The sequence below is a fragment of the Nocardia sp. NPDC051981 genome (assembly GCF_040680715.1).
In the GTDB taxonomy this organism is placed as follows: domain Bacteria; phylum Actinomycetota; class Actinomycetes; order Mycobacteriales; family Mycobacteriaceae; genus Nocardia.
This window is the reverse complement of record NZ_JBFAXK010000003.1, coordinates 124,514-149,440: the sequence shown is the minus strand read 5'-3', so window position 1 is coordinate 149,440 and position 24,927 is coordinate 124,514. Positions and strand designations below refer to the sequence as shown.

At 69.2% G+C, this 24,927-nt stretch carries 18 protein-coding genes; 8 read left to right on the top strand and 10 right to left on the bottom strand.

What is annotated here, in order from left to right; genetic code table 11:
* Positions 1-111 precede the first annotated feature (111 nt).
* The gene (locus AB0L60_RS07745) at positions 112-918 is read left to right on the top strand and encodes an RDD family protein (RefSeq protein WP_364608938.1); all 807 of its coding nucleotides are present in this window, start codon (positions 112-114) and stop codon (positions 916-918) included.
* On the opposite strand, the gene AB0L60_RS07740 is transcribed toward AB0L60_RS07745, so the two are convergent.
* From AB0L60_RS07740 to AB0L60_RS07720, 5 genes are all read right to left on the bottom strand, one after another.
* Positions 896-2,191: a DUF58 domain-containing protein gene (locus tag AB0L60_RS07740; RefSeq protein WP_364608935.1), complete on the bottom strand. Its 1,296-nt coding sequence runs from the start codon at positions 2,189-2,191 to the stop codon at positions 896-898. The two genes, AB0L60_RS07745 and AB0L60_RS07740, sit on opposite strands and share 23 nt — an antisense overlap.
* Positions 2,192-2,194: 3 nt before the next feature.
* Positions 2,195-3,193 (bottom strand): AAA family ATPase, encoded by a 999-nt coding sequence (locus AB0L60_RS07735; RefSeq protein WP_364608932.1) that lies wholly within the window; start codon positions 3,191-3,193, stop codon positions 2,195-2,197.
* A complete protein-coding gene (locus tag AB0L60_RS07730; RefSeq protein ID WP_364608930.1) occupies positions 3,190-4,272 on the bottom strand; it encodes a DUF4129 domain-containing protein in 1,083 nt (360 codons plus the stop codon). Before AB0L60_RS07730 ends, AB0L60_RS07735 begins: the two co-directional genes overlap by 4 nt.
* The gene (locus AB0L60_RS07725) at positions 4,269-5,144 is read right to left on the bottom strand and encodes a hypothetical protein (protein ID WP_364608927.1); all 876 of its coding nucleotides are present in this window, start codon (positions 5,142-5,144) and stop codon (positions 4,269-4,271) included. Before AB0L60_RS07725 ends, AB0L60_RS07730 begins: the two co-directional genes overlap by 4 nt.
* 76 nt (positions 5,145-5,220) lie before the next feature.
* Positions 5,221-5,793 (bottom strand): TetR/AcrR family transcriptional regulator, encoded by a 573-nt coding sequence (locus AB0L60_RS07720; RefSeq protein WP_364608924.1) that lies wholly within the window; start codon positions 5,791-5,793, stop codon positions 5,221-5,223.
* A 78-nt stretch (positions 5,794-5,871) separates the two neighbouring features.
* Between AB0L60_RS07720 and AB0L60_RS07715 the strand changes: the two genes are divergently transcribed.
* The gene (locus AB0L60_RS07715) at positions 5,872-7,434 is read left to right on the top strand and encodes an MFS transporter (RefSeq protein WP_364608921.1); all 1,563 of its coding nucleotides are present in this window, start codon (positions 5,872-5,874) and stop codon (positions 7,432-7,434) included.
* A gap of 72 nt (positions 7,435-7,506) precedes the next feature.
* On the opposite strand, the gene AB0L60_RS07710 is transcribed toward AB0L60_RS07715, so the two are convergent.
* Positions 7,507-9,357 carry a DUF4407 domain-containing protein gene (locus tag AB0L60_RS07710; RefSeq protein WP_364608918.1) on the bottom strand — a complete coding sequence of 617 codons (1,851 nt, stop codon included), beginning with the start codon at positions 9,355-9,357 and terminating at the stop codon, positions 7,507-7,509.
* A gap of 877 nt (positions 9,358-10,234) precedes the next feature.
* Here AB0L60_RS07710 and gltB point away from each other — a divergent pair.
* The 5 genes from gltB (at position 10,235) to AB0L60_RS07685 (ending at position 19,652) form a co-directional block, all read left to right on the top strand.
* Positions 10,235-14,884: a glutamate synthase large subunit gene (gene gltB, locus AB0L60_RS07705; protein WP_364608915.1), complete on the top strand. Its 4,650-nt coding sequence runs from the start codon at positions 10,235-10,237 to the stop codon at positions 14,882-14,884.
* A gap of 128 nt (positions 14,885-15,012) precedes the next feature.
* The gene (locus tag AB0L60_RS07700; RefSeq protein WP_364608912.1) at positions 15,013-16,482 is read left to right on the top strand and encodes a glutamate synthase subunit beta; all 1,470 of its coding nucleotides are present in this window, start codon (positions 15,013-15,015) and stop codon (positions 16,480-16,482) included.
* A gap of 247 nt (positions 16,483-16,729) precedes the next feature.
* Positions 16,730-17,434 carry a hypothetical protein gene (locus AB0L60_RS07695; RefSeq protein ID WP_364608909.1) on the top strand — a complete coding sequence of 235 codons (705 nt, stop codon included), beginning with the start codon at positions 16,730-16,732 and terminating at the stop codon, positions 17,432-17,434.
* Between the two features lie 42 nt (positions 17,435-17,476).
* Positions 17,477-18,490: an alpha/beta hydrolase family protein gene (locus AB0L60_RS07690; RefSeq protein WP_364608906.1), complete on the top strand. Its 1,014-nt coding sequence runs from the start codon at positions 17,477-17,479 to the stop codon at positions 18,488-18,490.
* 259 nt (positions 18,491-18,749) lie between these two features.
* Positions 18,750-19,652, top strand: a complete 903-nt coding sequence (locus AB0L60_RS07685) for a cutinase family protein (RefSeq protein ID WP_364608903.1) — start codon at positions 18,750-18,752, stop codon at positions 19,650-19,652.
* Between the two features lie 101 nt (positions 19,653-19,753).
* Here AB0L60_RS07685 and AB0L60_RS07680 read toward each other — a convergent pair whose 3' ends face one another.
* The 4 genes from AB0L60_RS07680 to lysX form a co-directional block, all read right to left on the bottom strand.
* Positions 19,754-20,125 carry a hypothetical protein gene (locus AB0L60_RS07680; RefSeq protein ID WP_364608900.1) on the bottom strand — a complete coding sequence of 124 codons (372 nt, stop codon included), beginning with the start codon at positions 20,123-20,125 and terminating at the stop codon, positions 19,754-19,756.
* 112 nt (positions 20,126-20,237) lie between these two features.
* The gene (locus AB0L60_RS07675; protein WP_364608897.1) at positions 20,238-20,855 is read right to left on the bottom strand and encodes a histidine phosphatase family protein; all 618 of its coding nucleotides are present in this window, start codon (positions 20,853-20,855) and stop codon (positions 20,238-20,240) included.
* Between the two features lie 43 nt (positions 20,856-20,898).
* Positions 20,899-21,117 (bottom strand): hypothetical protein, encoded by a 219-nt coding sequence (locus tag AB0L60_RS07670; protein ID WP_364608894.1) that lies wholly within the window; start codon positions 21,115-21,117, stop codon positions 20,899-20,901.
* A 95-nt stretch (positions 21,118-21,212) separates the two neighbouring features.
* Positions 21,213-24,491 (bottom strand): bifunctional lysylphosphatidylglycerol synthetase/lysine--tRNA ligase LysX, encoded by a 3,279-nt coding sequence (gene lysX, locus AB0L60_RS07665; protein WP_364609711.1) that lies wholly within the window; start codon positions 24,489-24,491, stop codon positions 21,213-21,215.
* Positions 24,492-24,687: 196 nt separating this feature from the next.
* Here lysX and AB0L60_RS07660 point away from each other — a divergent pair, with 196 nt between their 5' ends.
* A complete protein-coding gene (locus AB0L60_RS07660) occupies positions 24,688-24,909 on the top strand; it encodes an RNA-binding S4 domain-containing protein (RefSeq protein ID WP_364608891.1) in 222 nt (73 codons plus the stop codon).
* Positions 24,910-24,927 lie beyond the last annotated feature (18 nt).

Here is a 24,927-nt window from a genome sequence, read left to right as displayed (position 1 = left end):
GCCCGTCTCGTTCTGGACCGAGCGGAGCGGGGGAGCGAAGCGGAGGAGCGCAGGGAGGGAAGAACGAGACCTCCAGGGCCGCGAACCCGCCCGGAGCGAAGCGAAGGGCCATTGGACACTGCACTGTTCACCACCGGCGAAGCCGTGGCCGTCGAACTGCCGATCGCGCGGATCCCCACGCGGGCCGCGGCCTTCCTGCTCGACCTGCTGCTGCAGGCTGTGATCGGAACGGTGCTGACGCTGCTGTTCGAGGCGCTGCTGGTGTGGATCGGCGCCGATTCCGCGTGGCGCGACGCCGCCGTGCTGGTGGCCATGGTGAGCGCGCTGATCGGGTATCCGGTGCTGTTCGAGACGTTTTCGCGCGGGCGCTCGGTGGGCAAGATGGCGGTCGGGCTGCGCGTGGTGCGCGCCGACGGCGGGCCCATCGACTTCCGGCACGCGGTCACCCGCGGACTGGCGGGGATCGTCGACTTCTGGATCATGGGCACCGGGCTGATCGCCGTCGTGGTGTCGCTGTGCTCGCCCCAGGCCCGGCGGGTCGGGGACGTGCTGGCGGGCACCGTCGTGGTGCACGACCGCAGCCGGCTGCCCTTCGCCGCGCTGGCCGCGCCGCCGCCCTGGCTGGCGGGCTGGGCGCGGCAGCTCGATTTGTCCGGTCTCTCCGATGAATTGGCGCTGTCGACGCGTCAGTACCTGTTGCGGTTCCGCACCCTGACCCCGGAGGTCCAGGATCGGTTGGGCCGCACCCTGGTCATCGCGGTGTGCACGAGCCTGCGCACGCCGCCGCCGAACGGCTATCCGCCGCTGCAGATCCTGGGCGCGGCGCTGGCCGAGCGGCAGCGGCGGGCCATCCCGCCGCCGCCCTTCGTGCGGCAGTACCCGACGGCCGTGCCGGTTACAGCGCTCCGGTCCGCTTGAGTTCCAGGTATTCGTCGGCCAGCGCCTCCGGCAGCCGGTCGGGTGCCTCGGCGAGGACACGGATGCCCATGCGGCGCAACGTCTCCCGGGCCACCGCGTGCTCGGCGATGACATTCTCGGCGGCGGCCGCGGCGTAGAGGTCGTCCAGGCCGGAGCGGCGGGTGGCGGCGGCCGCCACCTCCGGATCGGTCACCGCGACCACCAGCACCCGATGCCGCTCGGTCAGCACCGGCAGCACCGGTAGCAGGCCCTCCTGCACGGTGGCGGCGTCGAGATGGGTGAACCACACCACCAGGCTGCGGCGGCGGGCGCGCTGCAGTGTCGCGCGCAGCACGCCCTGATAGTCGGTGTCGACGAGTTCGGGCGTGAGCCCGGCGAGCGCGTGCATGAGCTTGATCTGCAAGCGCTTTCCGCCGATGCCGCGCACCTCGGTGCGCAGCCGGCGGTCGTAGGCCAGCAGATCCACCGAGTCGCCGCCCGAGGCGGCCAGCCCGCCCAGCAGCAGGGCCGCCTCGATGGTGGCGTCCAGGCGGGTGCCGTCGCCGACCCGGCCGGCGCTCACCCGCCCGGTGTCCAGCAGCATGACCACGTGCCGGTTACGTTCCGGACGCCAGGTGCGCACCAGCACGTCATTGGCGCGGGCGGTGGCGCGCCAGTCGATGGTGCGCACGTCGTCGCCCGCGACATACTCACGGAACGAATCGAATTCGGTGCCCTGCCCGCGAATCGTGGTGGTGTTGCGGCCCTCCAGATGCTGCAGCTGCCGGACCTTGGAGGCCAGCAGCCGCTCACTGCGGAACGGCGGCAGCGCGCGCAGCCGGGCCGGGACCTCGCGCCGCACTTGGCGGCCGGCCATGCCGAGCGGGCCCAGCAGACGCAGCGTCACCGGGCCGGCCACCCGGTCGCCGTGATAGTCCGGTGTCAGCTCGGTGTGCAGCCGAATCCTGGTGTTGGGCGGCAGGTTCAGGGCGTGCGTGCGATGACGGGCGTGCACGCTGGGCGGCCAGTCATCCCAGAGGGTGCCGCGCACCGGCCGGGCGCCGCCGTTGAGCACCGCCAGCTCCACGTCGATGCTGCGACCGGTGCGCACCGTCGTGACGGGGGCCCGCGAAAGCTCCAGCGCGCCCGGCGATCCCAGCAGCAGCAGGTCGGCCGCGATCAGCCCGATCAGCGCCAGGGTGGCGAGCAGCACACCGAGCCACGAGGGCAGCGCCAGCGTGACGAACAGGGCCGCGAGTACCGCCGCGGCGGCCAGCCGGCCGGTGACGACCACGGCCTACACCGGAACGGGGACGGACATCAGCAGCGAGGCCAGCACGCCCTCGGCGGTGACGCCCTCCACCTCGTGCTCGGGCCGCAGGTGCAGCCGGTGCCGGAGCACCGTCGTCGCAACGGCTTTCACATCGTCGGGCGTCACATAGGCGCGCCCGTTCAGCCAGGCGAAGGCCCGCGCGGCCGCCATCAGCGCGGTCGCGCCGCGGGTGGACGCGCCGTGCGCCACGGCCGGGGAGGTGCGGGTGGCCCGGCACAGGTCCACGGTGTACGCCAGCACCTCGGGGCTGATGGCCACCTGCGCGACGGCGGCCCGGGCGGCCGCGATGTGCGCGGGACCGGCCACCGGGCGCAGTCCGGCGGCGTTCAGATCGCGCGGGTCGAAGCCCGCCGCGTGCCGCTGCAGGATGCGGAATTCGTCATCGCGCCCGGGCAATTGGACGTCCACCTTGAACAGGAACCGGTCCAGCTGCGCCTCCGGCAGCGGATAGGTGCCCTCCTGCTCGATCGGATTCTGGGTGGCGACCACCACGAACGGATCCGGCAACGGCCGCGGCACGCCGTCCACCGAAACCTGGCGCTCCTCCATGGATTCCAGCAGCGCCGACTGCGTCTTCGGCGGGGTGCGGTTGATCTCGTCGGCCAGCAGCAGGTTGGTGAACACCGGGCCGCGGCGGAAGGTGAACTCGGCCGAGTGCGGATCGTAGATCTGCGATCCGGTGACATCGCCCGGCATCAGGTCGGGGGTGAACTGGATGCGGGAGTGCTCCAGATCCAGGGCTGTGGCCAGGGCGCGCACCAGTAGCGTCTTGGCCACGCCCGGAACACCTTCCAGCAGCACGTGGCCGCGGCACAGCAGCGCCAGCACCAGGAACATGACGGCGTGGTCGTTGCCGACCACCGCCTTGCCGATCTCGGCGCGCAGCGCCAGCAGCGCCTGCTGGGCGTCCTGGGCGGTGGGCGCGTGGTTGGTGTCCACGACGTCCGGGGAGAGTTCGGTCACAAGACCTCCGCTTCGATCCATTCGAGTTGTGCGGCCACGAGTTCCAGGGCGACCCGATCGGGGACCGGGTCGTACAGGGCGGCGCGGATGACGGCCGGGTCCGCACCGGTGCGGGCCGTGATGGACCCGACCACCAGCTCCGCCGGGGTGTCGGCGGTGACGCCGAGCGCGGGCCGCAGCCGGCGCAGCGACGCCGCCCGCAGTTTGGCGGCCACGTGCTCGTGATCGCGGGATTTCCGGTACAGCCCGGCCTGTCCGGCGAGCAGCTCGTGGGCCGGGGCCTCCACCGGCAGCGGTTCGCGCACGATGGCGCCGCGGCGGCGGCCACGCCACCACAGCACGGCGACCCAGGCGATGAGGAACTGCAGACCGCCGAAGGCCAGCCAGCCCGGTAGCTGCTGGAAGATGGAGTCGCTGCCCGCGCCGAAGTTCGGCGGCGGCACGTCCGGCCGGTTGGGCGGCGGCGGATTCGACGGTGGCGTCGGCGCGTGGGTCGGCGGCCCGGACCCGGCATGGGTGAGCGCGTACACCAGCACCACAACAGCCAGCACGGCCACGAACACGGCCCAGAAGCGCCAATCCTTCAGCAGCTGCGGCAGTTCCGCGCGCTCGCGGTCCTTCTTCGCCTTGGCGACCCTGGTCTTACGGGTCCGGCGCCGCTCGGTGATCTCGGCCGGGCCGGCCTTGGGCGGCGGCGCGATCGAGTACCGGTCGGCCTGTTCCAGCTGCCGGTACTCCGCCTCGGTGGCGTAGCGGCCGCCGTAGACGACCTCGTCGAAACTGTGTGCCGCCGAGGGCAGTTCGCCCGCGTCCGGGACCGCCGCGGTGGCGGCTCGCGCGGTTTCCCGTGCCGTGCGCGCCCGCTCCTCCTCGAGGATGCCGCGCTGCTCCAGCCCGCGGGTGACGGCGCGGTACCGCTCGCGCAGCGCGGCACCGAAATCGCCGCGCCGGGCGGCCTCCTCGGCCGCGGCCAGGTGCGTGGCGGCCGGACCCAGGGCGGGCTCGGGCGGTGCCGCGCCGACGAGATTCGGCGCGGCCCCGGCGATCTCCGGTCCGGGCGCCCGGTCGGTTCCGGTCATCGGCCGCTCCCGCCGGGTACCTGGATGTCCCACGCCTCGCGGCGGCAGCGCCGGTCGACGTAGGTGACGACCTGCGTCGAGGATTCGACCAGCTCCGCGACCGCCACGATGAGCAGGGTGGCGGTGATGATCAGCACCGTCACCGTCCAGCGCCGGGTGCCGGAGAACTGTGCGGTGAACTGTGGCAGCGCCAGCAGCGGCACCACCAGCACGAGCAGCAGCCCGCGCAGGTACAGCCACAGCCCGACCAGCTGCCATTCCGTCCCGCCCGCAAGCAGTTTCGCGCGTCGCGCCGCCACGCCGTAGGTAGCCGACTGATCGAAGATGGTGGGCACCAGCGTGAATCGCCGCCCGCGCAGCCAGGCCAGCCAGATCACCGCGGGCGGCGCGGTGAACAGCAGCGGAGTGCCGACGGCCAGCACGCCGAGACCGATGAGCGTGTACATCACCTGATAGCCGAGCAGCGGACCGGCTTCCGCGGCCAGCCGCCGCAGCGCCCCGCGCCAGGTCGCCGGCCTGCGGTAAACCACCGCCAACCCGATCGGCACGGTCACCCCGCGGACGAACAAGCGAACCGACCAGGCGCACAGCAGGGTGACCAGCACCGCGCCCCAGAGGGTGCCGCGGTCGGAATTCCCGCTGGCGACGGCCGCGAGCACCGTGCCCCCAACGGCCACCACCGAGGCGACCAGCACGGCACCGCCGAGCAGGCCCGCCAGGGTCTTGATCCGCGCCTGGATCAGCGCGAACGGGAGGTCGAGGAGTTCGCGGAACTGCATCGGGCGAATCGGCACAACCACCGGTTCGGTAGAAGTCGGTTCCCCCACCGAGCCGGTCGGCGAACCGACGGAGTCGGCGGCGGTCGGCAACACGCGGCCGAGTCTATCCGGACCAGCGTCTTCGGTCGCCCGATGCGCGTCCGGGCGGCGAACTTCGCACCCCCGGGTGTCAGGCGGGGGGTGTGCCGGTCTCCAGCAGCCGGGCCACGACCCGGCGGTAGAGCCCGGGTTCGATCGGCGGCAGGCCCAGCAGAGCGCGCAGGTAGACGCCGTCGCCGACCAGGCGGACGATCTCGGCCCGCACCGGATCCTCGATCTCGTTGTCCAGGGCCGTCTTCCAGGACCCCATCACCTCGGTGAGGGCCCGGTCGGTCTCCGCCTGCGCGGCGTCCTGCGGCGCGTCGACGCTCCGCATGGCGGCCAGCATCGATCGGTACAGGGCGAGCTCGACGGCGTCGGCGTCGTCCTCGGGATGCGGAGCCTGCAGATACCACTCGGCCACCGAGCGCCCCTGTGCCACCGCGGCTCTCACCTGCTGATCGGCGCGGTCGGTCACGCGGCGCAGCAGTCCGGCGAGCAGTGCGTCCTTGCTCTTGAAGTGATAGAGCAACCCGCCCTTGGAGACGCCCGCGGTGGCGGCCACATTGTCCAGGGTGACCTGGGACAGGCCCTTGTCGAGCAGCAGGGTTTCGAGCGCGTCGAGGATCCGGTCGCGGGTGCCGGCGGGATCGCGTGTGGTCACGACGATTGACTGTACCGTCTGGACGGTTCAGAATGCTACTGTACCGTCTGGACGGTTCACCACCGAGAGAGAAAGCCCATGAGCACCCACGCGACCGCACGTTCCGGAACTCCCATCGACCGGCAGCCCACCGCCGTGCCGCCGAAGGCCCGGCCCAGGGATTGGGCCGGGCTCGGCGTTCTGGCGCTCGCGCTGCTACTGATCTCCGTCGACGCCACCGTGCTCGACCTGGCGGTCCCGGCCATCAGCGCGCACCTCGCGCCCACCACACCGCAGCTGCTGTGGATCATCGACGTCTACTCGTTCGTGCTCGCGGGCCTGCTGGTCACCATGGGCACCGTCGGTGACCGCATCGGCCGCCGCCGCCTGCTGCTCATCGGCGCGGCCGGCTTCGCCCTGGCCTCGGCCGTCGCGGCCTGGGCGGTCAACCCCGAGATGCTCATTGCCGCACGCGTTCTGCAGGGTGTCGCCGGTGCGACCCTGATGCCCGCCACGCTGGGCCTGATCCGGTCCATGTTCGCCGACGCCCGCCAGCGCACCCTCGCCATCTCGGTCTGGGGCGCCATGGCCGCCTCCGGCGCGGCCTTCGGCCCGCTGCTGGGCGGCTGGATGCTCGAGCACTTCTGGTGGGGCTCGGTCTTCCTGGTGAACCTGCCGGTCATGGCGCTGCTACTGGTCCTGGCCCCGGTCCTGGTACCGGAGTCGCGCGACCCGAACCCCGGGCGCTTCGATCTGATCAGCGCCGGCCTGTCCATGCTGGCCCTGATCCCGATCGTGTACGCGGTCAAGGAGTTCGCGGCCCACGGCCCGAGCCTGAACCTGCTGATCAGCGCCGGTGTCGGCGTGGTCGCCGGCGTGGTGTTCGTGCGCCGGCAGCGCGGTCTGTCCGCGCCGCTCATCGACCTGGACCTGTTCCGGCTGCCGGCTTTCCGGGCCGCGGTGTTCACCAACCTGCTGTCGGTGTTCGCCCTGGCCGGCGTGCTGTTCTTCGGCTCGCAGTACCTGCAGCTGGTGCTCGGCAAGTCGCCGCTGGCGGCCGGTCTGCTGCTCATTCCGGGCACCATCGGCTCCATGCTGGGTGCGCTGGCCGCGGCCTGGCTGGTTCGCTACTGGCGGGCGGCGACGGTCCTCGCGGGCTCGCTGGTGACCGTCGCGATCGGCGCGGGCCTCTACTGGCTGCTGCCCACCGATCCCTCGGGCTCGGTGACCCCGTTCATCGTCGGCTTCCTGCTGATCGGCCTGGGTGAGGGTGTGGCCCTGACGGTCTCGGCCGACATGATCGTCAGCACCGCGCCCGAGGCGCGCGCCGGTAATGCCGCCGCCATCTCGGAGACGGCCATGGAGATGGGCATCGCCCTCGGCGTCGCCGTGCTGGGCAGTGCCGTCATGGCGGCCTTCCGCCACGGTCTGGACCTGACGCACGTCCCGTCCGGTCAGGCGGACGCGGCCCGCGAGTCGCTGGGCGGCGCGATCGAAACCGCCCGTGCCCTACCGCAACCCGCGGCCGGGGAACTGCTGCACTCGGCGCACTCCGCCTTCGTCAGCGGCATCCACCTGGCGGCTACCTCCACGGCGGCCATCCTGGTCCTGACCGCTGTCGTCGCCTACCGCTCGGCGACGCGGAAGTCGCCGGCGACGTGATCGAAAAGGCTGTGGCCCGGATGTTTCCGTGTTCAACGTGAAACATTCCGGGCCACAGTGGGTTTCGGAAGGCTACTCCCGGCCCCTGCCCGGCGGCAGTTCGCGCGGGCTGCGGTAGTCGAGTTCGGGGTTGCGGCGTGCCGCCAGCGCATCGTGCTGCGCACCCGAGGGCAGGGGATAGCCGGGGTCCACCACCTGGCCCTGGGGGAGGGCCGGGTAGGAGGGGTACTGGGCGTAGGGCTGATCCACCACGCTCGCGGCCACCCGCTGGGCATGCACCTGCTGCGGGGTGCCCTGCGGGAGGTAGCCGTATTGCGGCTGGGCATGGGCCTGCTGGTGCTGCTGCTGCGCCGAATCCTGGGAATCCACCGTCACCTTGCGCGTGCGGCGCAGCGTGAAGGTGATCTCCTCCGCCTCCTCGAACGCCTGACGCACGGTGCGCAGCGGGTGGGTGGCGGTGTCGATGGCATTGGCCACGAAGGACGGCACCAGCGGACGGATCCAGCGGGCGGCGGTGTCGGTGAACGGCACCGTCCCGATGATCGGAAGTTCCAGCCCCCCGCTCTTGTTCGCGGGCTGCGCGACCGGCACGGCGGGAACGAGTGCCCCACCCTGCGGTGCGGGGGCCAGGGCCCCTGGGGTGAGCTGGGCGGGCAGGTTCGGCGACTGTGTCACGATCCCCTCCTGGGACACGGTGCTGTCCTTTCGATCCCCGGCCGGGCCGGCGGGGAGTTCATGTCTGGTGGCGTTGTCGAATTCGGCGATCGCGCGCTGGGCGGGTTCGGTGATGCCGATCTCGAAATTGCCGATGGCGGCGATGATGCGGGTGCGCTGCCGTTCCCGGTCGATGGCGGTGTCGGCATGTGCGGCCAGCCGCGCGGCGGTGAGTTGTTGTTCGGCGCGCAGGCTCTCGGTCTCCACGCGCACCTCGGCCTGTTTGACGGCGATGGCGGTGGCGGCGGCCTGGTCGATGCGGTCGGTGGCGGTACGGACCGCGACGGTGCGGTCGAACGCCGTCTCACCCCGCCACCACCGCAGCAGCAGCGGTAGCAGGGCCAGCACGATCATGAGCACGGACATGGCGAGCCGCAAGACGAACGGCCCGAAATGTCCGGTGGTGTAGTCGTTCATGGCCACCCAGCGCGCCCCGAGCCCGCGGTCGCCGTCGGTGTAGGCGGCCTTGCGGGCCGTCGCGAGGGCCCTGTCCTTCTCGGTGACCTTGGCGTCGAGCCCGTCGACCTTGCCCTGCGCCGCGCTGAGCTGGTTGCGGGCGTCGTCGAGCATCTGGTTGGCGGTGCGCTCCTCGGGACCGCGCCCGGGCACGCGGGTGATCATGTTCTGCGGGCAGTCCGCCCCCGGGTTGAATTCGCAGCGCGCGATGATCAGCGCATTGGTGACGTCGTTCTGCGCCTTGGTGATCTGCTGGTCCAGTGCGGTGCGATCGGTCCTGGCCTGCTCCAGCTCGGTGCGCGCGGTGACCACGGCGGGCGCGGATTCCACTGTGTGCTGGGCGGATTCGTCGAGCAGCCGGTTCACGGTGCCGGAGAACAGGATGGTGCAGGCCAATTCGGCGATCACCACCCCGGCGAGCACCGCCACCGCGATGCGGCCGCCGAATTCGGCTACCGCCCGGTGATTCTCCCGGCGATCGGGTGTGGCGGCGGTGGCCAGCGCCCGTGCGATGGTCCCCATCAGGATCGTCGCGATGAGCGCGACCGCCACGATGGCGATGACCGGCCAGCTCGCCGCTCCCGTCGCGGCGGCCGTGACGGCGCCCGCGGTGCCCGCGAACAGCGCCACCACGGCGCCGGTAACGGTGTAGCCGCCGCGCTCGGGCCCGTTGGTGAGCTGCGGTTGTGCGCCACCCAGCCAGACCAGCAAGGCGCCGAGCCCGGCGGACCCGGGGACATGGTGAACGGTCATGGGAGTTCACATCCTCTGAGTCCCGGGTGATTCGGCTTCTCGAAACCGTCGCTGATTCGTTGTCTCAGCGTGACAGGCGTACGCCTGTTCCATCGACCGCGGCGGCTGGGATGTGGCCAGGCTCACAATGCCACGTTTCGGGCGTGTGACGTGGTGTTGATCACGCGCGGACCGGCTCGGATGGCAAAACGCGGTTAGGAGGCGGGTTTACGATTTGCTGGAAGTGTGCTGAATCCCACATTCAGGAAAAATTCCGTACGGTCCGCAGGTTACCTGCCCATGTCTCCCGGACGGCTGCCGCGACGACGGAACTTGTCCGGAAAGTTAGCTCGCCAACGCCCGGTTTGCCGGATCCCATTGTGGGGAAATCTGATTCATTGCAGGTGAGAGGCAGTCTGGAGCTGCGCTGGACCGCCCGGCCGGAGTCCTCGCGTGCGTGCGATGCAGTGGTGAACTCAACTGAAACGCACGTGCACCCCTGCCTTACACTGGAGAACGCGCGTGTGTTGGAGGACCGATGAAGAAGCCCAGCTAGAACCTGGAATTAGTGCAACCTAAGTTGGTTGGGCTCAAGTCCTGACTTATCGTTTGCTCTTACGCCGAACTACACAATTCGGCATATCTCCCCATACGGTCAGAGGCCCGATCGGTGCTCAGCCTAGCGGGCGAGACCTGCGCGGTGTGTAGCGAAGACGTAAGGGTTCCGTTACCACCGAGCACCCGACTAGGTAATCGAAGCGGGTGGACAACTGCAAAGTTGACTGCACGGAGTGACCATCAGCGCCGCTGGTCTCCGAACGTCCGGACGCAGTCCAGACCGGAGGCGTTCGACGAAGGCCGCATTCTTCGAAGGCCTGTTTTTTGTGAAGGCAGAGGCATGACGCAACTTCCCGGCCACAGGTCCCCTGGACCCATCGGGCTCTATGACCCGGCGAATGAACACGACGCCTGTGGTGTCGCATTCGCCGTCGACATGCACGGCCGCCGCAGCCGCGACATCGTCGACAAGGCTATTACGGCATTGCTGAACCTGGAGCACCGTGGTGCCGCCGGTGCCGAACCCAACTCGGGTGACGGCGCGGGCATCCTGATCCAGCTCCCGGACAAGTTCTTCCGTGCTGTCGTCGACTTCGAGCTCCCCGCCGAAGGTTCGTACGCCACCGGTATCGCTTTCCTGCCGCAGGCCCGCCGCGAGGCCGCCCGCGCCGGGTACGGCGTCGAGAAGATCGTGCGCGAGGAGGGCCTCGAGGTCCTCGGCTGGCGCGAGGTCCCGATCGACGGCTCGTCGCTGGGCGCGCTGTCGCGTGACGCCATGCCGACCTTCCGGCAGATCTTCATCGCCTCGCCCAAGGGCGGCGCCGAGCAGCTGTCCGGCATGGATCTGGAGCGTCGCGCCTACGTCATCCGCAAGCGCATCGAGCACGAGCTCGGCCGGTCGGGTGCCGGCGAGGGCGCGACCGGCAAGGAGTCGGTCTACTTCCCGAGCCTGTCCGGCGAGACCTTCGTCTACAAGGGCATGTTCACCACCCCGCAGCTGCGGGCGTTCTATCTGGACCTGCAGGACGACCGGGTCGAGTCGGCGCTGGGCATCGTGCACTCGCGCTTCTCCACCAACACCTTCCCGTCGTGGCCGCTGGCGCACCCGTTCCGGCGCGTCGCCCACAACGGTGAGATCAATACCGTCTCCGGCAACGAGAACTGGATGCGGGCGCGTGAGGCGCTGCTGAACTCCAACGTGTTCGGCACCGACCACGCCGGCAACAACCGCCTGGAGAAGATCTTCCCGGTCTGCACCCCCGGCGCCTCGGACACCGCGCGCTTCGACGAGGTGCTCGAACTGCTGCACCTGGGCGGCCGCAGCCTGCCGCACGCCGTGCTCATGATGATTCCGGAGGCGTGGGAGCGCCACGAGTCCATGACCCCGGAGCAGCGCGCCTTCTACCGCTACCACTCCTTCCTCATGGAGCCCTGGGACGGCCCGGCCTCGGTGTGTTTCACCGACGGCACGGTCGTCGGCGCGGTGCTGGACCGCAACGGTCTGCGCCCCGGCCGCATCTGGGTCACCGAGGACGGCCTGGTCGTGCTGGCCTCCGAGGTCGGCGTGCTCGATATCGACCCGGCCAAGGTCGTCTACAAGAAGCGCCTGCAGCCCGGCCACATGTTCCTGGTCGACACCTCGCAGGGCCGCATCATCAGTGACGACGAGGTCAAGTCGTCGCTGGCCGCCGAGTTCCCGTACCAGCAGTGGCTGGACGAGGGCCCGACCAAGCTGAGCGATCTGCCCGACCGCCCGCACGTGCACATGTCGCACGACCGCGTGCTGATCCGTCAGCAGATCTTCGGCTACACCACCGAGGAACTGAACCTGCTGGTCTCGCCGATGGCGCAGACCGGTGGCGAGGCGCTCGGCTCGATGGGCACCGACACCCCGATCGCGGTGCTGTCGGCGCGGCCGCGCCTGCTGTTCGACTACTTCTCGCAGCTGTTCGCGCAGGTCACCAACCCGCCGCTGGACGCCATCCGCGAAGAGGTCGTGACCTCGCTGCGCAGCATGATCGGCCCGGAGGCCGACCTGCTGAACCCGGGACCGGAGTCCTGCGGCCAGATCACCCTGACCCAGCCGATCTTGGACAACGACGAGCTGTCCAAGCTGGTCCACATCAACGACGACGGTTCGCGCCCGCACCTGCGGTCCGTGGTGGTCCACGGCCTGTACCCGGTCAAGAAGGGTGGCAAGGGGCTGCGCAAGGCCCTCGAGGCCGTGCAGCGTCAGGTCTCGGCGGCCATCGACGGCGGCGCGCGCATCATCGTGCTGTCCGACCGCGAGTCCAACGAGAAGCTGGCCCCGATCCCGTCGCTGCTGCTGACCGCCGCGGTGCACCACCACCTGGTCCGGGAACGCACCCGCACCAAGGTCGGCCTGGTCATCGAGGCCGGTGACGCCCGCGAGGTGCACCACATGGCCATGCTGGTCGGTTTCGGCGCGGCGGCCATCAACCCGTACATGGCCTTCGAGTCCATCGAGGACATGCTCGAGCGCGGCGCGCTGCAGATGCCGGGCAGCACCGGCGATCTCGCGGCCGACTACAAGAAGGCCGTCTACAACTACAACAAGGCGGCCGGCAAGGGCGTGCTGAAGGTGATGTCCAAGATGGGCATCTCCACCATCGCCTCCTACCGTGGCGCGCAGCTGTTCCAGGTCGTCGGCCTGGCGCAGGAGCTGGTGAACGAGTACTTCACCGGTCTGAAGTCGCCGCTGGACGGCATCGGCCTGGACGACATCGCGGACGAGGTCGCACAGCGGCACCGGGTCGCGTTCCTGGAGAACCGCAACGAGCGCGCGCACCGCGAGCTCGAGGTCGGCGGCGAGTACCAGTGGCGTCGTGAGGGCGAGTACCACCTGTTCAACCCGGACACGGTGTTCAAGCTGCAGCACGCCACCCGCTCGGGCCAGTACAAGGTCTTCAAGGAGTACACGAAGCTGGTCGACGACCAGTCGGAGCGTCTCGCCTCGCTGCGTGGTCTGTTCAAGTTCAAGTCCGAGCACCGGCACCCGATCTCGATCGACGAGGTCGAGCCGGCGTCGGAGATCGTGAAGCGCTTCTCGACCGGTGCGATGAGCTACGGCTCCATCTCGGCCGAAGCGCACGAGACCCTGGCCATCGCCATGAACCGCCTCGGCGGCCGCTCCAACTCCGGTGAGGGCGGCGAGCACCCGGCGCGCTTCGAGCCGGAGGAGGGCGGCGATTGGCGCCGGTCCGCGATCAAGCAGGTGGCCTCGGGCCGCTTCGGTGTGACCGCGCACTACCTGACCAACTGCACCGACATCCAGATCAAGATGGCGCAGGGCGCGAAGCCCGGTGAGGGCGGCCAGCTGCCGGCCCACAAGGTGTACCCGTGGGTCGCCGAGGTCCGGCACTCGACGCCGGGCGTCGGCCTGATCTCGCCGCCGCCGCACCACGACATCTACTCGATCGAGGATCTGGCGCAGCTGATCCACGACCTGAAGAACGCGAACCCGCAGGCGCGGATTCACGTGAAGCTGGTCGCGGAGCCGGGCGTCGGCACCGTCGCCGCGGGTGTCTCCAAGGCGCACGCGGACGTGGTGCTCATCTCCGGCCACGACGGTGGCACCGGCGCCTCGCCGCTGACCTCCCTGAAGCACGCGGGCGGCCCCTGGGAGCTCGGCCTGGCCGAAACCCAGCAGACGCTGCTGCTCAACGGTCTGCGCGACCGCATCGTGGTGCAGGTGGACGGTCAGATGAAGACCGGCCGCGACGTCATGATCGCCGCGCTGCTGGGCGCCGAGGAGTACGGTTTCGCGACCGCTCCGCTGGTGGTCTCGGGCTGCATCATGATGCGCGTCTGCCACCTCGACACCTGCCCGGTCGGCGTCGCCACCCAGAACCCGGTTCTCCGTGAGCGTTTCACCGGCAAGCCGGAGTTCGTCGAGAACTTCATGCTCTACATCGCCGAAGAGGTGCGGGAGCTGCTGGCGTCGCTGGGTCTGCGGACCCTGGACGAGGCCATCGGCCGGGTCGACCTGCTCGACACCACCGCCGCCAAGGCGCACTGGAAGGCCGCCAAGCTGGACCTGTCGCCGATCCTGGACGATGTCGAGACGGCGTTCATGTTCCAGGACCGCCGCCGCACCAAGGACCAGGACCACGGTCTGGACAAGGCGCTGGACAACGAGCTCATCGCGCAGTCCGCGGACGCGCTGGAGCGCGGCAAGCCGGTCAAGTTCGAATCCAAGATCACGAACGTGAACCGGACCGTCGGCACCATGCTCGGCCACGAGGTCACCAAGCTCTACGGCGGAGTCGGCCTGCCGGACAACACCATCGACATCACGTTCACCGGTTCCGCCGGTAACTCGTTCGGTGCGTTCGTCCCGGCCGGTATCACCCTGCGGGTGGTCGGCGACGCCAACGACTATGTCGGCAAGGGTCTTTCGGGTGGCCGCATCACGGTGCGCCCGTCCGATGACGTGCCGGAGGCGTTCGTCGCGGAGCAGAACATCATCGCGGGCAACGTGATCCTGTTCGGCGCCACCAGCGGCCAGGCGTTCCTGCGCGGTGTGGCCGGCGAGCGCTTCGCCGTCCGCAACTCGGGCGCCACCGCGGTCGTCGAGGGTGTGGGCGACCACGCCTGCGAGTACATGACCGGTGGCCGCGTGGTCATCCTCGGCGAGACCGGCCGCAACTTCGGCGCCGGCATGTCGGGCGGTATCGCCTACGTCTACAACCCGAACGGCACCTTCGAGGCCAACCTCAACACCGAGCTGGTCGACCTCGAGCAGCTGTCGGCCGAGGACGCGCAGATGCTGCACGACATCGTGGTCCAGCACCGCGACGAGACCGGATCCGCTGTCGCCGACAAGATCCTGGGCGACTGGTCGCAGCAGGTCACGAAGTTCGCGAAGGTCATGCCGCGCGACTACAAGAAGGTCCTGCTCGCCATCTCCGAGGCCGAGAAGGCCGGCCGGAATGTCGACGAGGCGATCATGGAGGCGGCGCGTGGGTAACTTCGCACTCACGTCGACGAGGCGCTGTATCCATTCGAGGCGGCCCGTGGCTGACCTCACTCTGGCGGTGCAACGCAGCACCACTGTCGTTGTTCCGTGCGCGCTGCGCATTAGTCAGGAGTTCGTAAATGGGTGACGCACAAGGCTTCCTGAAGCACACTTCCCGGGAACTGCCCAAGCGCCGTCCGGTTCCGCTGCGACTGCTGGACTGGAAAGAGGTCTACGAGGAGAAGTTCTCCCACGAGACTCTGCAGAAGCAGGCCAGTCGCTGCATGGACTGCGGTATCCCGTTCTGCCACAACGGCTGTCCGCTCGGGAACCTGATTCCCGAGTGGAACGACCTGGTGTACAAGGGCGCGTGGAAGGAGTCGTTCGATCGGCTGCACGCGACCAACAACTTCCCGGAGTTCACCGGCCGCCTGTGCCCGGCTCCGTGCGAGGCGTCCTGCGTCCTGGGCATCAACCAGGATCCGGTGACCATCAAGCAGGTCGAGGTCGAGATCATCGAGAACGGTTTCGACGAGGGCTGGGTGACCCCGGTCTACCCGACCCGCCTGACCGGCAAGCGCATCGCGGTCGTCGGTTCCGGCCCCGCGGGCCTGGCCGCCGCCCAGCAGCTGACCCGGGCCGGCCACACCGTGACCGTGTTCGAGCGCGACGACCGCATCGGCGGCCTGCTGCGCTACGGCATCCCGGAATTCAAGATGGAGAAGCGCTTCATCGACCGCCGCATCGCACAGATGGAGGCCGAGGGCACCATCTTCAAGACCGGCGTGAACGTGGGCGTGGACATCACGGCCCAGCAGTTGCGTGAGCAGTTCGACGCGGTCGTGCTCGCCGGTGGCGCCACCATCGCGCGTGACCTGCCGATCCCGGGCCGCGACCTGGACGGCATCCACCAGGCCATGGAGTTCCTGCCGCTGGCCAACCGGGTGCAGCTGGGCGACCCGATCACCGACGAGGACGGCCTGCCGCGCATCAACGCGCGCGGCAAGAAGGTCGTCATCATCGGTGGCGGTGACACCGGCGCGGACTGCCTGGGCACCTCGCACCGGCAGGGTGCGGAGACGATCCACCAGTTCGAGATCATGCCGCGTCCGCCGGAGCAGCGGGCCGACTCGACCCCGTGGCCGACCTACCCGCTGATGTACCGCGTCTCCTCGGCGCACGAGGAGGGCGGCGAGCGCGTGTTCTCCGTCAACACCGAGCGTTTCATCGGCGCCGACGGCAAGGTCACCGGGCTGCAGGCGCACGAGGTGTCGATGGTCAACGGCCGCTTCGAGAAGGTCGAGGGCACCGACTTCACCCTCGAGGCCGACCTGGTGCTGCTGGCCATGGGCTTCGTCGGACCGCAGAAGAACGGTCTGCTCGAGGGCCTGGGCGTGGGCTACGACCAGCGCGGAAATGTCATGCGCGACAAGGATTGGGCCACCACCGTGCCCGGTGTCTTCGTCGCCGGTGACATGGGCCGCGGTCAGTCGCTGATCGTGTGGGCCATCGCCGAGGGTCGCGCGTGCGCGTCCGCGGTGGACAAGTACCTGGAGGGTGAGACGGCGCTGCCGTCCCCGATCACCCCGACCATGGTCGCCCAGCGGTGATCCAGCGCTGAGCTGAAACCCTGAAGAGCGCTCCCGGACTTCGGTCCGGGAGCGCTTTTTGTTATGCAGGGAAACGATCTGAAATGTGTACTAGTCAGTAACTGGGAGCAGTTTTGTCAAACCCTGGACAGGGGACCAGTTACACCTGTTTACTTACTCCCCGTGTGGAGTCCACCCTCCGAGTCGTCCGCAGCGCTCGGTAAGTATGGATCGGTCCCGGAGGATCTCGGGACACTTGGAGGAAAATATGTTCCGTAATCGCCGTGCGGCCGCGATCGCGACCTCTGCCGCTATGGTTTTCGCGGGCCTGAGCATGACCACGCTGGAGACGGGCGCCGCGTCAGCGGATACGACCTGTGCCCTGAGCTCGCATGCCACCAAGAATGACATCAGCACCCTCGGCATCACCATGACCTACGACAAGGGCGCCAACCTCGACTCCATCGGCGTCGGCACCACGGTGACCTACAAGATCGTCATCGGCACCACGGGCATCGGAAACCCGTACGTCAACACCATCACCGATTACCCGCCGGCCGGATTCGGTGCGCCGACCAGCGCCACCATCACGGCCTACCACGCCGCGCTCGGCCAGCGCACCGAGAGCGTGACCCCGGAGCCGAACGCCGGCGGCTGGAAGGTGACCAACACGGGCTGGTTCGTGAACTCGGGTAACCCGGTGACCTACACCATCACCTACCCGGTGCCCACCAACCTCTCTCCCGGTCAGCAGGTCACCAGCGGTGGCATCGGGGTCGCGGGCACGGTCGGCGTCAGCAACGAGCTGCCCAACCTGACGTCCTGCTTCACCGCCCGCGCCAACACCGTCGGCGAGAGCGCGCTGGGTAGCCTCAACAACAATGGCCTCGGCTCGGCCGACGGCCAGCTCAGCTCGACCGGTTCGCTCAGCACCATCCTGTCGGACGCGATCCGCAAGTACATCGGCAGCTGATTCCCGTTCCGGGCCGATTCGATCGATAGGAAAACCGTACCGATGTTCACCGGTAAGCTCTCGGCGCTCGCCGCGACCTCGGCAATTGCACTCTCCCTGGCATTGTCGTCCGCGCCCGGGACCATCGGTACGGCCACGGCGGATGATTCCACCGGATCGCATCTGGTTTCGATCGATCGGCCCGGCCAGCGGCAAGAGGAGATCTCGGTCTATTCGGCCGCGATGGACCGGGTGATCACGCTTCAGGTGATTACCCCGTTCGACAACAGTGTGCCGCGGCCCACGCTGTATCTGCTGAATGGCGCGGGCGGTGGTGAGGATGCCGCGACCTGGTATCGCCAAACCGATGTCGTGCAATTCTTCGCGGATAAGAACGTGAATGTTGTTTCCCCGATCGGTGGCAAATTCTCCTATTACACCGACTGGCAGAAAGACGACCCCAGTCTGGGCCGCCAGAAATGGGAGACATTTCTGACCGCGGAACTGCCGCCGATCCTGGATTCGGCGCTGCACGCCTCCGGCGCGAACGCGGTGGCGGGCGTGTCGATGTCGGCGACCTCCGCGTTGAATCTGGCCATCGCGGCCCCAGATCGGTACCGGGCGGTCGCCTCCTACAGTGGCTGCGCCTCCACCGCCGACGAGAACAGCCGCCGGTACATCCAGCTGGTCCTCGACCGTGGTGACGCCGATTCCCGCAATATGTGGGGCGAGCCCGGCGACCCGGACTGGCAGCGGCACGACGCCGTGCTCAATGCCGCCGCCTTGCGCGGGAAGGCGCTGTTCATCTCGAGTTCGACCGGTCTGCCCGGGCCGATGGACACCCTCGATTCACCCTCGATCGGCGGGCGTCCGGCGACGCTGGCCAACCAGATCATCCTGGGTGGCGTGATCGAGGCCGCGACCAATGGGTGCACGCATCAGCTCGCAGATCGCCTCGGCCAGTTGGGGATCCCCGCGCAGGTCGAATTCAGTCCTGCCGGAACGCATTCCTGGCGCTACTGGCAGGACGCGCTGCATCGGTCGTGGCCGATGCTCGAGGCGGCATTGCAGGACTGAGGTCCGAAATGTGGCTTCCGGCACAACTTTCCGGCCGGAAATCGGACGTCTTCGGCGTCTCGCCTGGCATGGTCGAATAGGCCCCTTTATGCTTGTCGGCGGTGTGTCGCCGATCTCGTCATTCGGTCTGTTCCAGTCACTCATACGGGGCGGTTACTTGGGTTAACCCTCAGTGCACCGGACTGTCATCCGGCGACCGCACCATGATCCGGAATCGGGACGCGCAACCTGTCCCGGCACAAACGGGAACTGGAGCAGTATGCGGTTGAAGAATGTTGTCGCGGCTGCGGGGGCAGCGGCGAGCGTGCTCATGTCGGGAATCGTCCTGGGCAGCGGTCCCGCCGCGGCCGCCCCCGGCGCGGGCTGCCCGAGTCTCTACACGGTCGCCGTGCCCGGCACCTGGGAGACCGGCCACGACAAGGACCCCAAGCCCGGCATGCTGGCCGGGGTGACCAACGGATTGCCCGGTGAGGTCGACTATGTGACCTACGCGGCCACCGCCTTCCCCTGGGAGGGTGACGTCTACGCCGCCTCCAAGAAGGAAGCCGTCGACAATGCCCGCGGTCTGGTGCAGGACATGGGCGCGCGCTGCCCGGGCACCAGGATCGCCATCACCGGCTACAGCCAGGGCGCCGACGCGGCCGGCGATCTCGCCGCCGAGATCGGCAGTGGCCACGGCGTGGTGCCGCCGGATCGCATCGCGGCGGTCGCGCTGATCTCCGATCCGCGCCGCTCGCCCACCGACGCCCAGATCGGCCCGATCGCCCCCGGCGCGGGTGCGGGCGGGCCGCGGGTCGGCGGCTTCGGCTGGGTCAGCGACAAGGTGCGCACCGTGTGCGCCATCGGCGACCTGTACTGCTCCACCGAGGAGACCGACTTCCTCACCCGCTTCGCGGGTTTCCTGGCGCAGTCGTCCAACCCGAACAACTTCAACCTGTGGCAGACCCAGCTCGAACTCGGGTCCATCCTCAACGACCTGATGGCGCAGGGCGGTCTGCCGACGCTGCAGGCCCAGCTGGCCGACGGTCCGGACAGCGAGTACGCCCACCAGCTCGAGCAGTTCTACCGCAGCGGCAAGCACACCAGCTACGGCAGCTACGGCGTCGGCGGCGGCCAGACCGCGCTGACCTGGATGCACAACTGGATCGCGACCAACGCGTAGCGGACGGCCCGGCGGTGAGCCGGGCCCGCGAAAACCGAAAAGGCCGCTCCCACACTGGGAGCGGCCTTTTCGGTGTCCGAGCCGATGAGGTCGTCGCCGGGTTACATGCCGAAGGAGCCGGTGGGCGGCAGCCAGGCGGGGGCCGGAGCGGGGTTGTTGTTCCAGCCGTTGTCGCCGTTGTTGTTCCAGCCGCCGTTGTTGTTCCAGCCGCCGTTGTTGTTCCAGCCGTTGTTGTTCCAGCCGTTGCCGCCATTGTTCCAGCCGCCGTCGTTGTCGTGGTCGTGGCGGTGGTCGTCACGGTCGTGATCCCAGGGTCCGTGGTCGTCGATCTGCTGGGCGACGACCGGGGTGCCGGCGTCGTCGGGGGTCGCGGCATTCGCGGGGAGGGCGACGACGACGAGCGGGATGGCGGCCAGGGCACCGGCCGCGGCGAGGCGCAGGGCGAGACGGCGGCGGGGCTTGATGGTGGACATCGTGGTGCCTTTCTGTCGGGATCGTGGGCCGCGGGGGAGCGGCTCTCGAATTCCCATCGAAGGCGTCGGCCCTTGGAAGGGTGTGGGATCGGGCTGGGAGTCCGCTGAGCGTCTAGGGGCGCGGACTCTGCATGCGCGGCAACAGGTCCCAGACGTGGCCGTTCTCGTTGACGGTGGCCGCGGTGCGGCCGCCGCGGCGCGAGTACAGGATCCGGGTGATCGAGCAGTAGTCGATGGGGAAGGTGAGCGGGCGGGCCAGGCCCAGCACCTCCTGCAGCAGCACGTTGATCACACCGCCGTGCGCGAAGACGACCACGGTGTCGGTGTGCTCGGCGGCCGCCACGATGCTCGCGATGCTGTCGTGCACGCGGCCGATGAAGGCGTCGCCGTCGATCTGCTCGGGCAGGTGCCCGGCCTTGATGCGCGCGTAGGTTTCCCGGAATTCCTGCTGGGCGTCCTCGATCGGGACGTATATCGGCAGGTCGCGGTCGTACTCGGCGAGCCCGTCGAGGATGTCGATGTCGAGTCCGAGCTTCTCCGCGGTGGGCCGGGCGGTTTCGCGGGCTCGCAGTTGCGGGCTGCTGACCACGCGGGCGATGCGGTGGTGGGCGAGTGCGGCCGGGACCCGGCCCGCCTGTTCGAGGCCGATCGCGGTGAGATCCGGGTCGGCGTGGCCGGATTCGGCCAGGACTCGTTGCGGTTGGGCGTGGCGGACGAGGATCAACTGCACGCCCACCACTCTGCCGCACCTCGCCCGCGGTGCGCCGCGGGGGCTAGCGGTTCTTGCGCCGGCTCATCAGGTAGACGATGCCGAGCACCAGCACCACGATGCCGATGCAGCAGACCGCGAGGAAGCCCCAGAAGCTGGTGCCGCGCCGGCCGCTGGTGCGGCGGGCGGCGGTGTTCTCGAGGGCGGCGTTCCAGGTGTCCGGGTGGGTCCACACGTGGTGGTCCAGCAGGGTCGCCTGGGTCATGAGATCTAGGTAGTGCATGGATACCCCAATCCGTGTGGCCGGTGGGCCCGCCCCGGGCCGAATCCCAGATTAACCGGGGATCCGGTCCGGGGAATCAGGGTTCTCCCTGGTCCTTATCGGGATTCGGCCTGTGCGGTGCGGGGTTTCACGAGTGGGAACGGCAGCGTTTCGCGGATGCTGCGGCCGATCAGCAGCATGACCACCCGGTCCACGCCGACGCCGAGACCGCCGGTGGGCGGCATGGCGTGTTCGAGGGCCTGCAGGAAGTCCTCGTCGAGTTCCATCGCCTCCGGGTCGCCGCCGGCGGCCAGCATGGACTGTTCGGTGAGGCGGCGGCGCTGTTCCACCGGATCGGTCAATTCGCTGTAGGCGGTGCCCAGTTCGACGCCCCAGGCCACCAGGTCCCAGCGCTCGGTGACGCCCGGAATATGCCGGTGGGCGCGGGTGAGCGGGGAGACGGAGGTGGGGAAATCGATGTAGAAGGTGGGTTCCTCGGTGGCCGATTCCACCAGGTGCTCGTACATCTCGAGCACGAGTTGCCCCGCGTCCCAGCCCAATTGGAAGGGCACGCCCGCCTTCTCGCAGAGCAGCCGCAGCCGCTCCTCGTCGGTCTCCGGGGTGATGGTCTCGCCGATCGCCTCGGAGACGGCCCCGTGCACGGTCTTGACCGGCCAGTCGCCGGAGATGTCCACCTCGGTGACGGCGCCGTCGGGTCCGGGGCGCAGCGCCACCATCTTGCCGTTGGCGGCCACCGCGGCCTCCTGGATGAGCTGGCGGCAGGCGTGCATCATGCGTTCGTAATCGCTGTGCGCCTCATAGGCTTCCAGGATGGTGAACTCGGGGTTGTGGCTGTAGTCCACGCCCTCGTTGCGGAAGACGCGGCCGAGTTCGAACACCTTCTCCATGCCGCCCACGCACAGTCGCTTGAGGTAGAGCTCGGGGGCGATGCGCAGGTACAGGCCGAGGTCGTAGGCGTTGATGTGGGTGGTGAACGGGGTGGCGTTGGCGCCGCCGTGCACCTGCTGCAGGACGGGGGTCTCGACTTCGAGGAATCCCCAGCCGTGCAGGGTGTCTCGCAGGGACCGCACCACCGCGCTGCGCTTCGCCAGCACCTCGCGGATATCGGTGTTGATGGCCATGTCGACATAGCGTTGCCGCACGCGGGCTTCCGGGTCGGACAGACCCTTCCACTTGTCCGGCAGCGGGTGCAGGCATTTGCCGATCATCCGCCAGTCCTGGGCGAGCAGCGAGAGTTCGCCGCGGCGGCTGCGGCCGATCTGCCCGCTCACCTCGACCAGATCGCCCAGGTCGAAGAATTCGGTGAACGACTCGCTGCGGTCGGCGCCCACCCGGCCGCGGTCGATGAGCAGCTGGATGTCGCCGGACCAGTCGCGCAGCACGGCGAAGATGACGCCGCCGTAGTCGCGAATCCGCAACAGCCGCCCGCAGAGTCGCACCGTGGTGCCCTGCGGGCAGCCGCGGGCGGCGGACACGGTGTGGGTGGGCGGGTAGGCGACCGGGTAGGCCTCGACGCCGGATTCCTGGAGCTTCTCCAGCTTGTCCATGCGCACCCGCACCTGTTCGGGGCGGCGCGGGCCCTGCTCCTCGAGCTCCTCCGGCGGCAGGTCGGGCGGGCTGCCGTCGGCGTGCAGCCCGGTCATGGCGGGCGGCACCGAGGGCCGCAGACCGGTGTGCGCGGAGGCGTCGTGTTCGCGGCCGATGCGGGGCAGGAAGCCTTCGGCGAGCGCGCTGGCCGTGGCGACGCGCAGCAGGTGCCGGCGTTCCTCGAACATCGAGAACCGCGGCACCCATTCCGGCTGGTACTTCACATTGGAGCGGTAGAGCGCCTCCAGCTGGTACCAGCGGGAGAAGAACATGAGCACGCCGCGCCACAGGCGCAGCACCGGGCCGGCGCCGATGCGGCCGCCCTCCTCGAAGACCGCGCGGAAGACCGCGAAGTTCAACGAGATTCGGGTGATGCCGTACTGCTCGGAGTTGAGGGCGAGCCGCGAGATCATGAGTTCCATCAGCCCGTTGGGCCCGGTGCGGTCGCGGCGCATGAGGTCGAGGGAGACGCCGGTGCGGCCCCACGGCACGAACGACAGCATGCCGAGCACCTGGCCGTTGGGGGCGACGGACTCGACCAGCAGGCAGTCGCCGTCCAGCGGATCCCCGAGCCGGTCGAGGGCCATGGAGAAGCCGCGTTCGGTCTCGGTGTCGCGCCAGGCGTCGGCGCGCCGCATGACGTCGGCCATCTCCTCGGGCGGGACCTCCCGGTGCCGCCGCACCCGCACCGTGATGCCCTGCTTGGCAAGACGATTGGCGGCCTGGCGGACGGGCTTCATATCGGGTCCGGCGAGGGAGAAGCTGCGGGTTTCGAGGATGGCCTCGTCGCCCAGGCGCAGCGCGGACAGTCCGGCCCGCCGGTAGGCGGTCGCGCCGATCTCGCTGGCGCCCATCACCGCCGGGGCCCACCCGTACTGGTCGGCCAGCCGCAGCCAGGCGTCGATGGCGTGGCCCCAGGACTCCTTCTGCCCGATGGGGTCGCCCGAGGCCAGGCACACGCCGAGTTCGACGCGGTAGGTGACGGCGGCCTTGCCGCTGGGTGCGAAGACGACCGCCTTGTCGCGGCGGGTGGCGAAGTAGCCGAGCGAGTCCTCGACATCGGAGCGCTCGATGAGCCCGCGAATGGCGGATTCGTCCAGCCCGGTCAGCGCGTTGGAGGAGCGCTGCGACCGGAACAGGGTGATGACGGCGGCCAGCAGCGCGATCGCGCCGAACAGGCCGAGCAGCAGGTTGACCAGGTGCGGCGGGTGCCCGTCGAAGTCCTCGTTGGAGACCAGGATCGCGCCGGTGACCCGGGACACCGCCCACAGCGCGCGTTCGGTGTGGTCGGGCAGGCTGCCGGGGAACAGTTCGACCAGTCCCCAGCCGACCAGGCAGCCCAGCGCGAGCCCGCCGGCCAGCACGCCGAGCGCGCGCCAGACCGCGCCGCGCTGCACGTGCGTGTAGAACTCGGACCACGCGGCGATGAGCACGCCGATGACCACGACGTGGATGATCAACGCCACCAGGGCATTGATGTCGCCTTCGGCGGCGAAGTCGAGGGCGTTGGCGAGCGCGAAGGCCGCCATGTACCCGACCAGCAGCCACCAGGCGATCCGCTTGCGGCTGGCGGTGGCGCCCGCCAGCAGGCCCACCACCAGCGCCCACACCAGTGAGGTATCGGGGGCGTCGAAGTAGTAGGTGTCGACGAAGTGGCGTAGGTGCGAGGTCAGGAACCGCAGCCCGGGCGAGATGCTCCAGGCGAAGCAGAGGACCGAGAAGACGCCGAGCGCGGTGCCCGCGACGTGCGGCACCTCGCGCAGCCGGCCGTGCCCGCGGTGTGGCACCTCTGGCGATCGCGGCTCCGGTCTCTGCTCGGAGTCGTGGGGCGGCCGATCCTGCGTCGAAGTCACCGCACCAGTGTGAATGTTGCCGATGCCCATGTGCACTCAGAACCTGGTTCGTGTCTCATGGCCGCCGCGTGGCGGCTGGTGGTGGGGGCGGCGTTTGGTGTGGAGACGGCCGCGGGTGAGGATGTACCCCATGTCGGATCCAGTCGATGTCCCGATCGAAGACGATGTCATTCGACTCGGCCAGTTCCTGAAGCTGGCGAACCTCATCGATTCCGGTTCGGAAGCCAAGATGGTTATCGCCCAGGGTCTGGTTCGTGTCAACGACGAGGTGGAACTGCGACGGGGTCGCCAGCTACATGCGGGCGATGTGGTGGCACTGGCCGGGCACAAGGCCCGGGTCACCAGCGGCTGAGCGACTTTCGCGGGCAAG

What these genes read in the sequence shown, in the direction of transcription:
- AB0L60_RS07660 (WP_364608891.1), top strand. Translation starts at nt 24,688, where the DNA reads ATGTCGGATCCAGTCGATGTCCCGATCGAAGACGATGTCATTCGACTC.
- AB0L60_RS07670 (WP_364608894.1), bottom strand. Translation starts at nt 21,117, where the DNA reads ATGCACTACCTAGATCTCATGACCCAGGCGACCCTGCTGGACCACCAC.
- AB0L60_RS07695 (WP_364608909.1), top strand. Translation starts at nt 16,730, where the DNA reads ATGTTCCGTAATCGCCGTGCGGCCGCGATCGCGACCTCTGCCGCTATG.
- AB0L60_RS07690 (WP_364608906.1), top strand. Translation starts at nt 17,477, where the DNA reads ATGTTCACCGGTAAGCTCTCGGCGCTCGCCGCGACCTCGGCAATTGCA.
- gltB (WP_364608915.1), top strand. Translation starts at nt 10,235, where the DNA reads ATGACGCAACTTCCCGGCCACAGGTCCCCTGGACCCATCGGGCTCTAT.
- AB0L60_RS07715 (WP_364608921.1), top strand. Translation starts at nt 5,872, where the DNA reads ATGAGCACCCACGCGACCGCACGTTCCGGAACTCCCATCGACCGGCAG.
- AB0L60_RS07680 (WP_364608900.1), bottom strand. Translation starts at nt 20,125, where the DNA reads ATGTCCACCATCAAGCCCCGCCGCCGTCTCGCCCTGCGCCTCGCCGCG.
- AB0L60_RS07730 (WP_364608930.1), bottom strand. Translation starts at nt 4,272, where the DNA reads ATGACCGGAACCGACCGGGCGCCCGGACCGGAGATCGCCGGGGCCGCG.
- AB0L60_RS07685 (WP_364608903.1), top strand. Translation starts at nt 18,750, where the DNA reads ATGCGGTTGAAGAATGTTGTCGCGGCTGCGGGGGCAGCGGCGAGCGTG.
- AB0L60_RS07700 (WP_364608912.1), top strand. Translation starts at nt 15,013, where the DNA reads ATGGGTGACGCACAAGGCTTCCTGAAGCACACTTCCCGGGAACTGCCC.
- AB0L60_RS07710 (WP_364608918.1), bottom strand. Translation starts at nt 9,357, where the DNA reads ATGACCGTTCACCATGTCCCCGGGTCCGCCGGGCTCGGCGCCTTGCTG.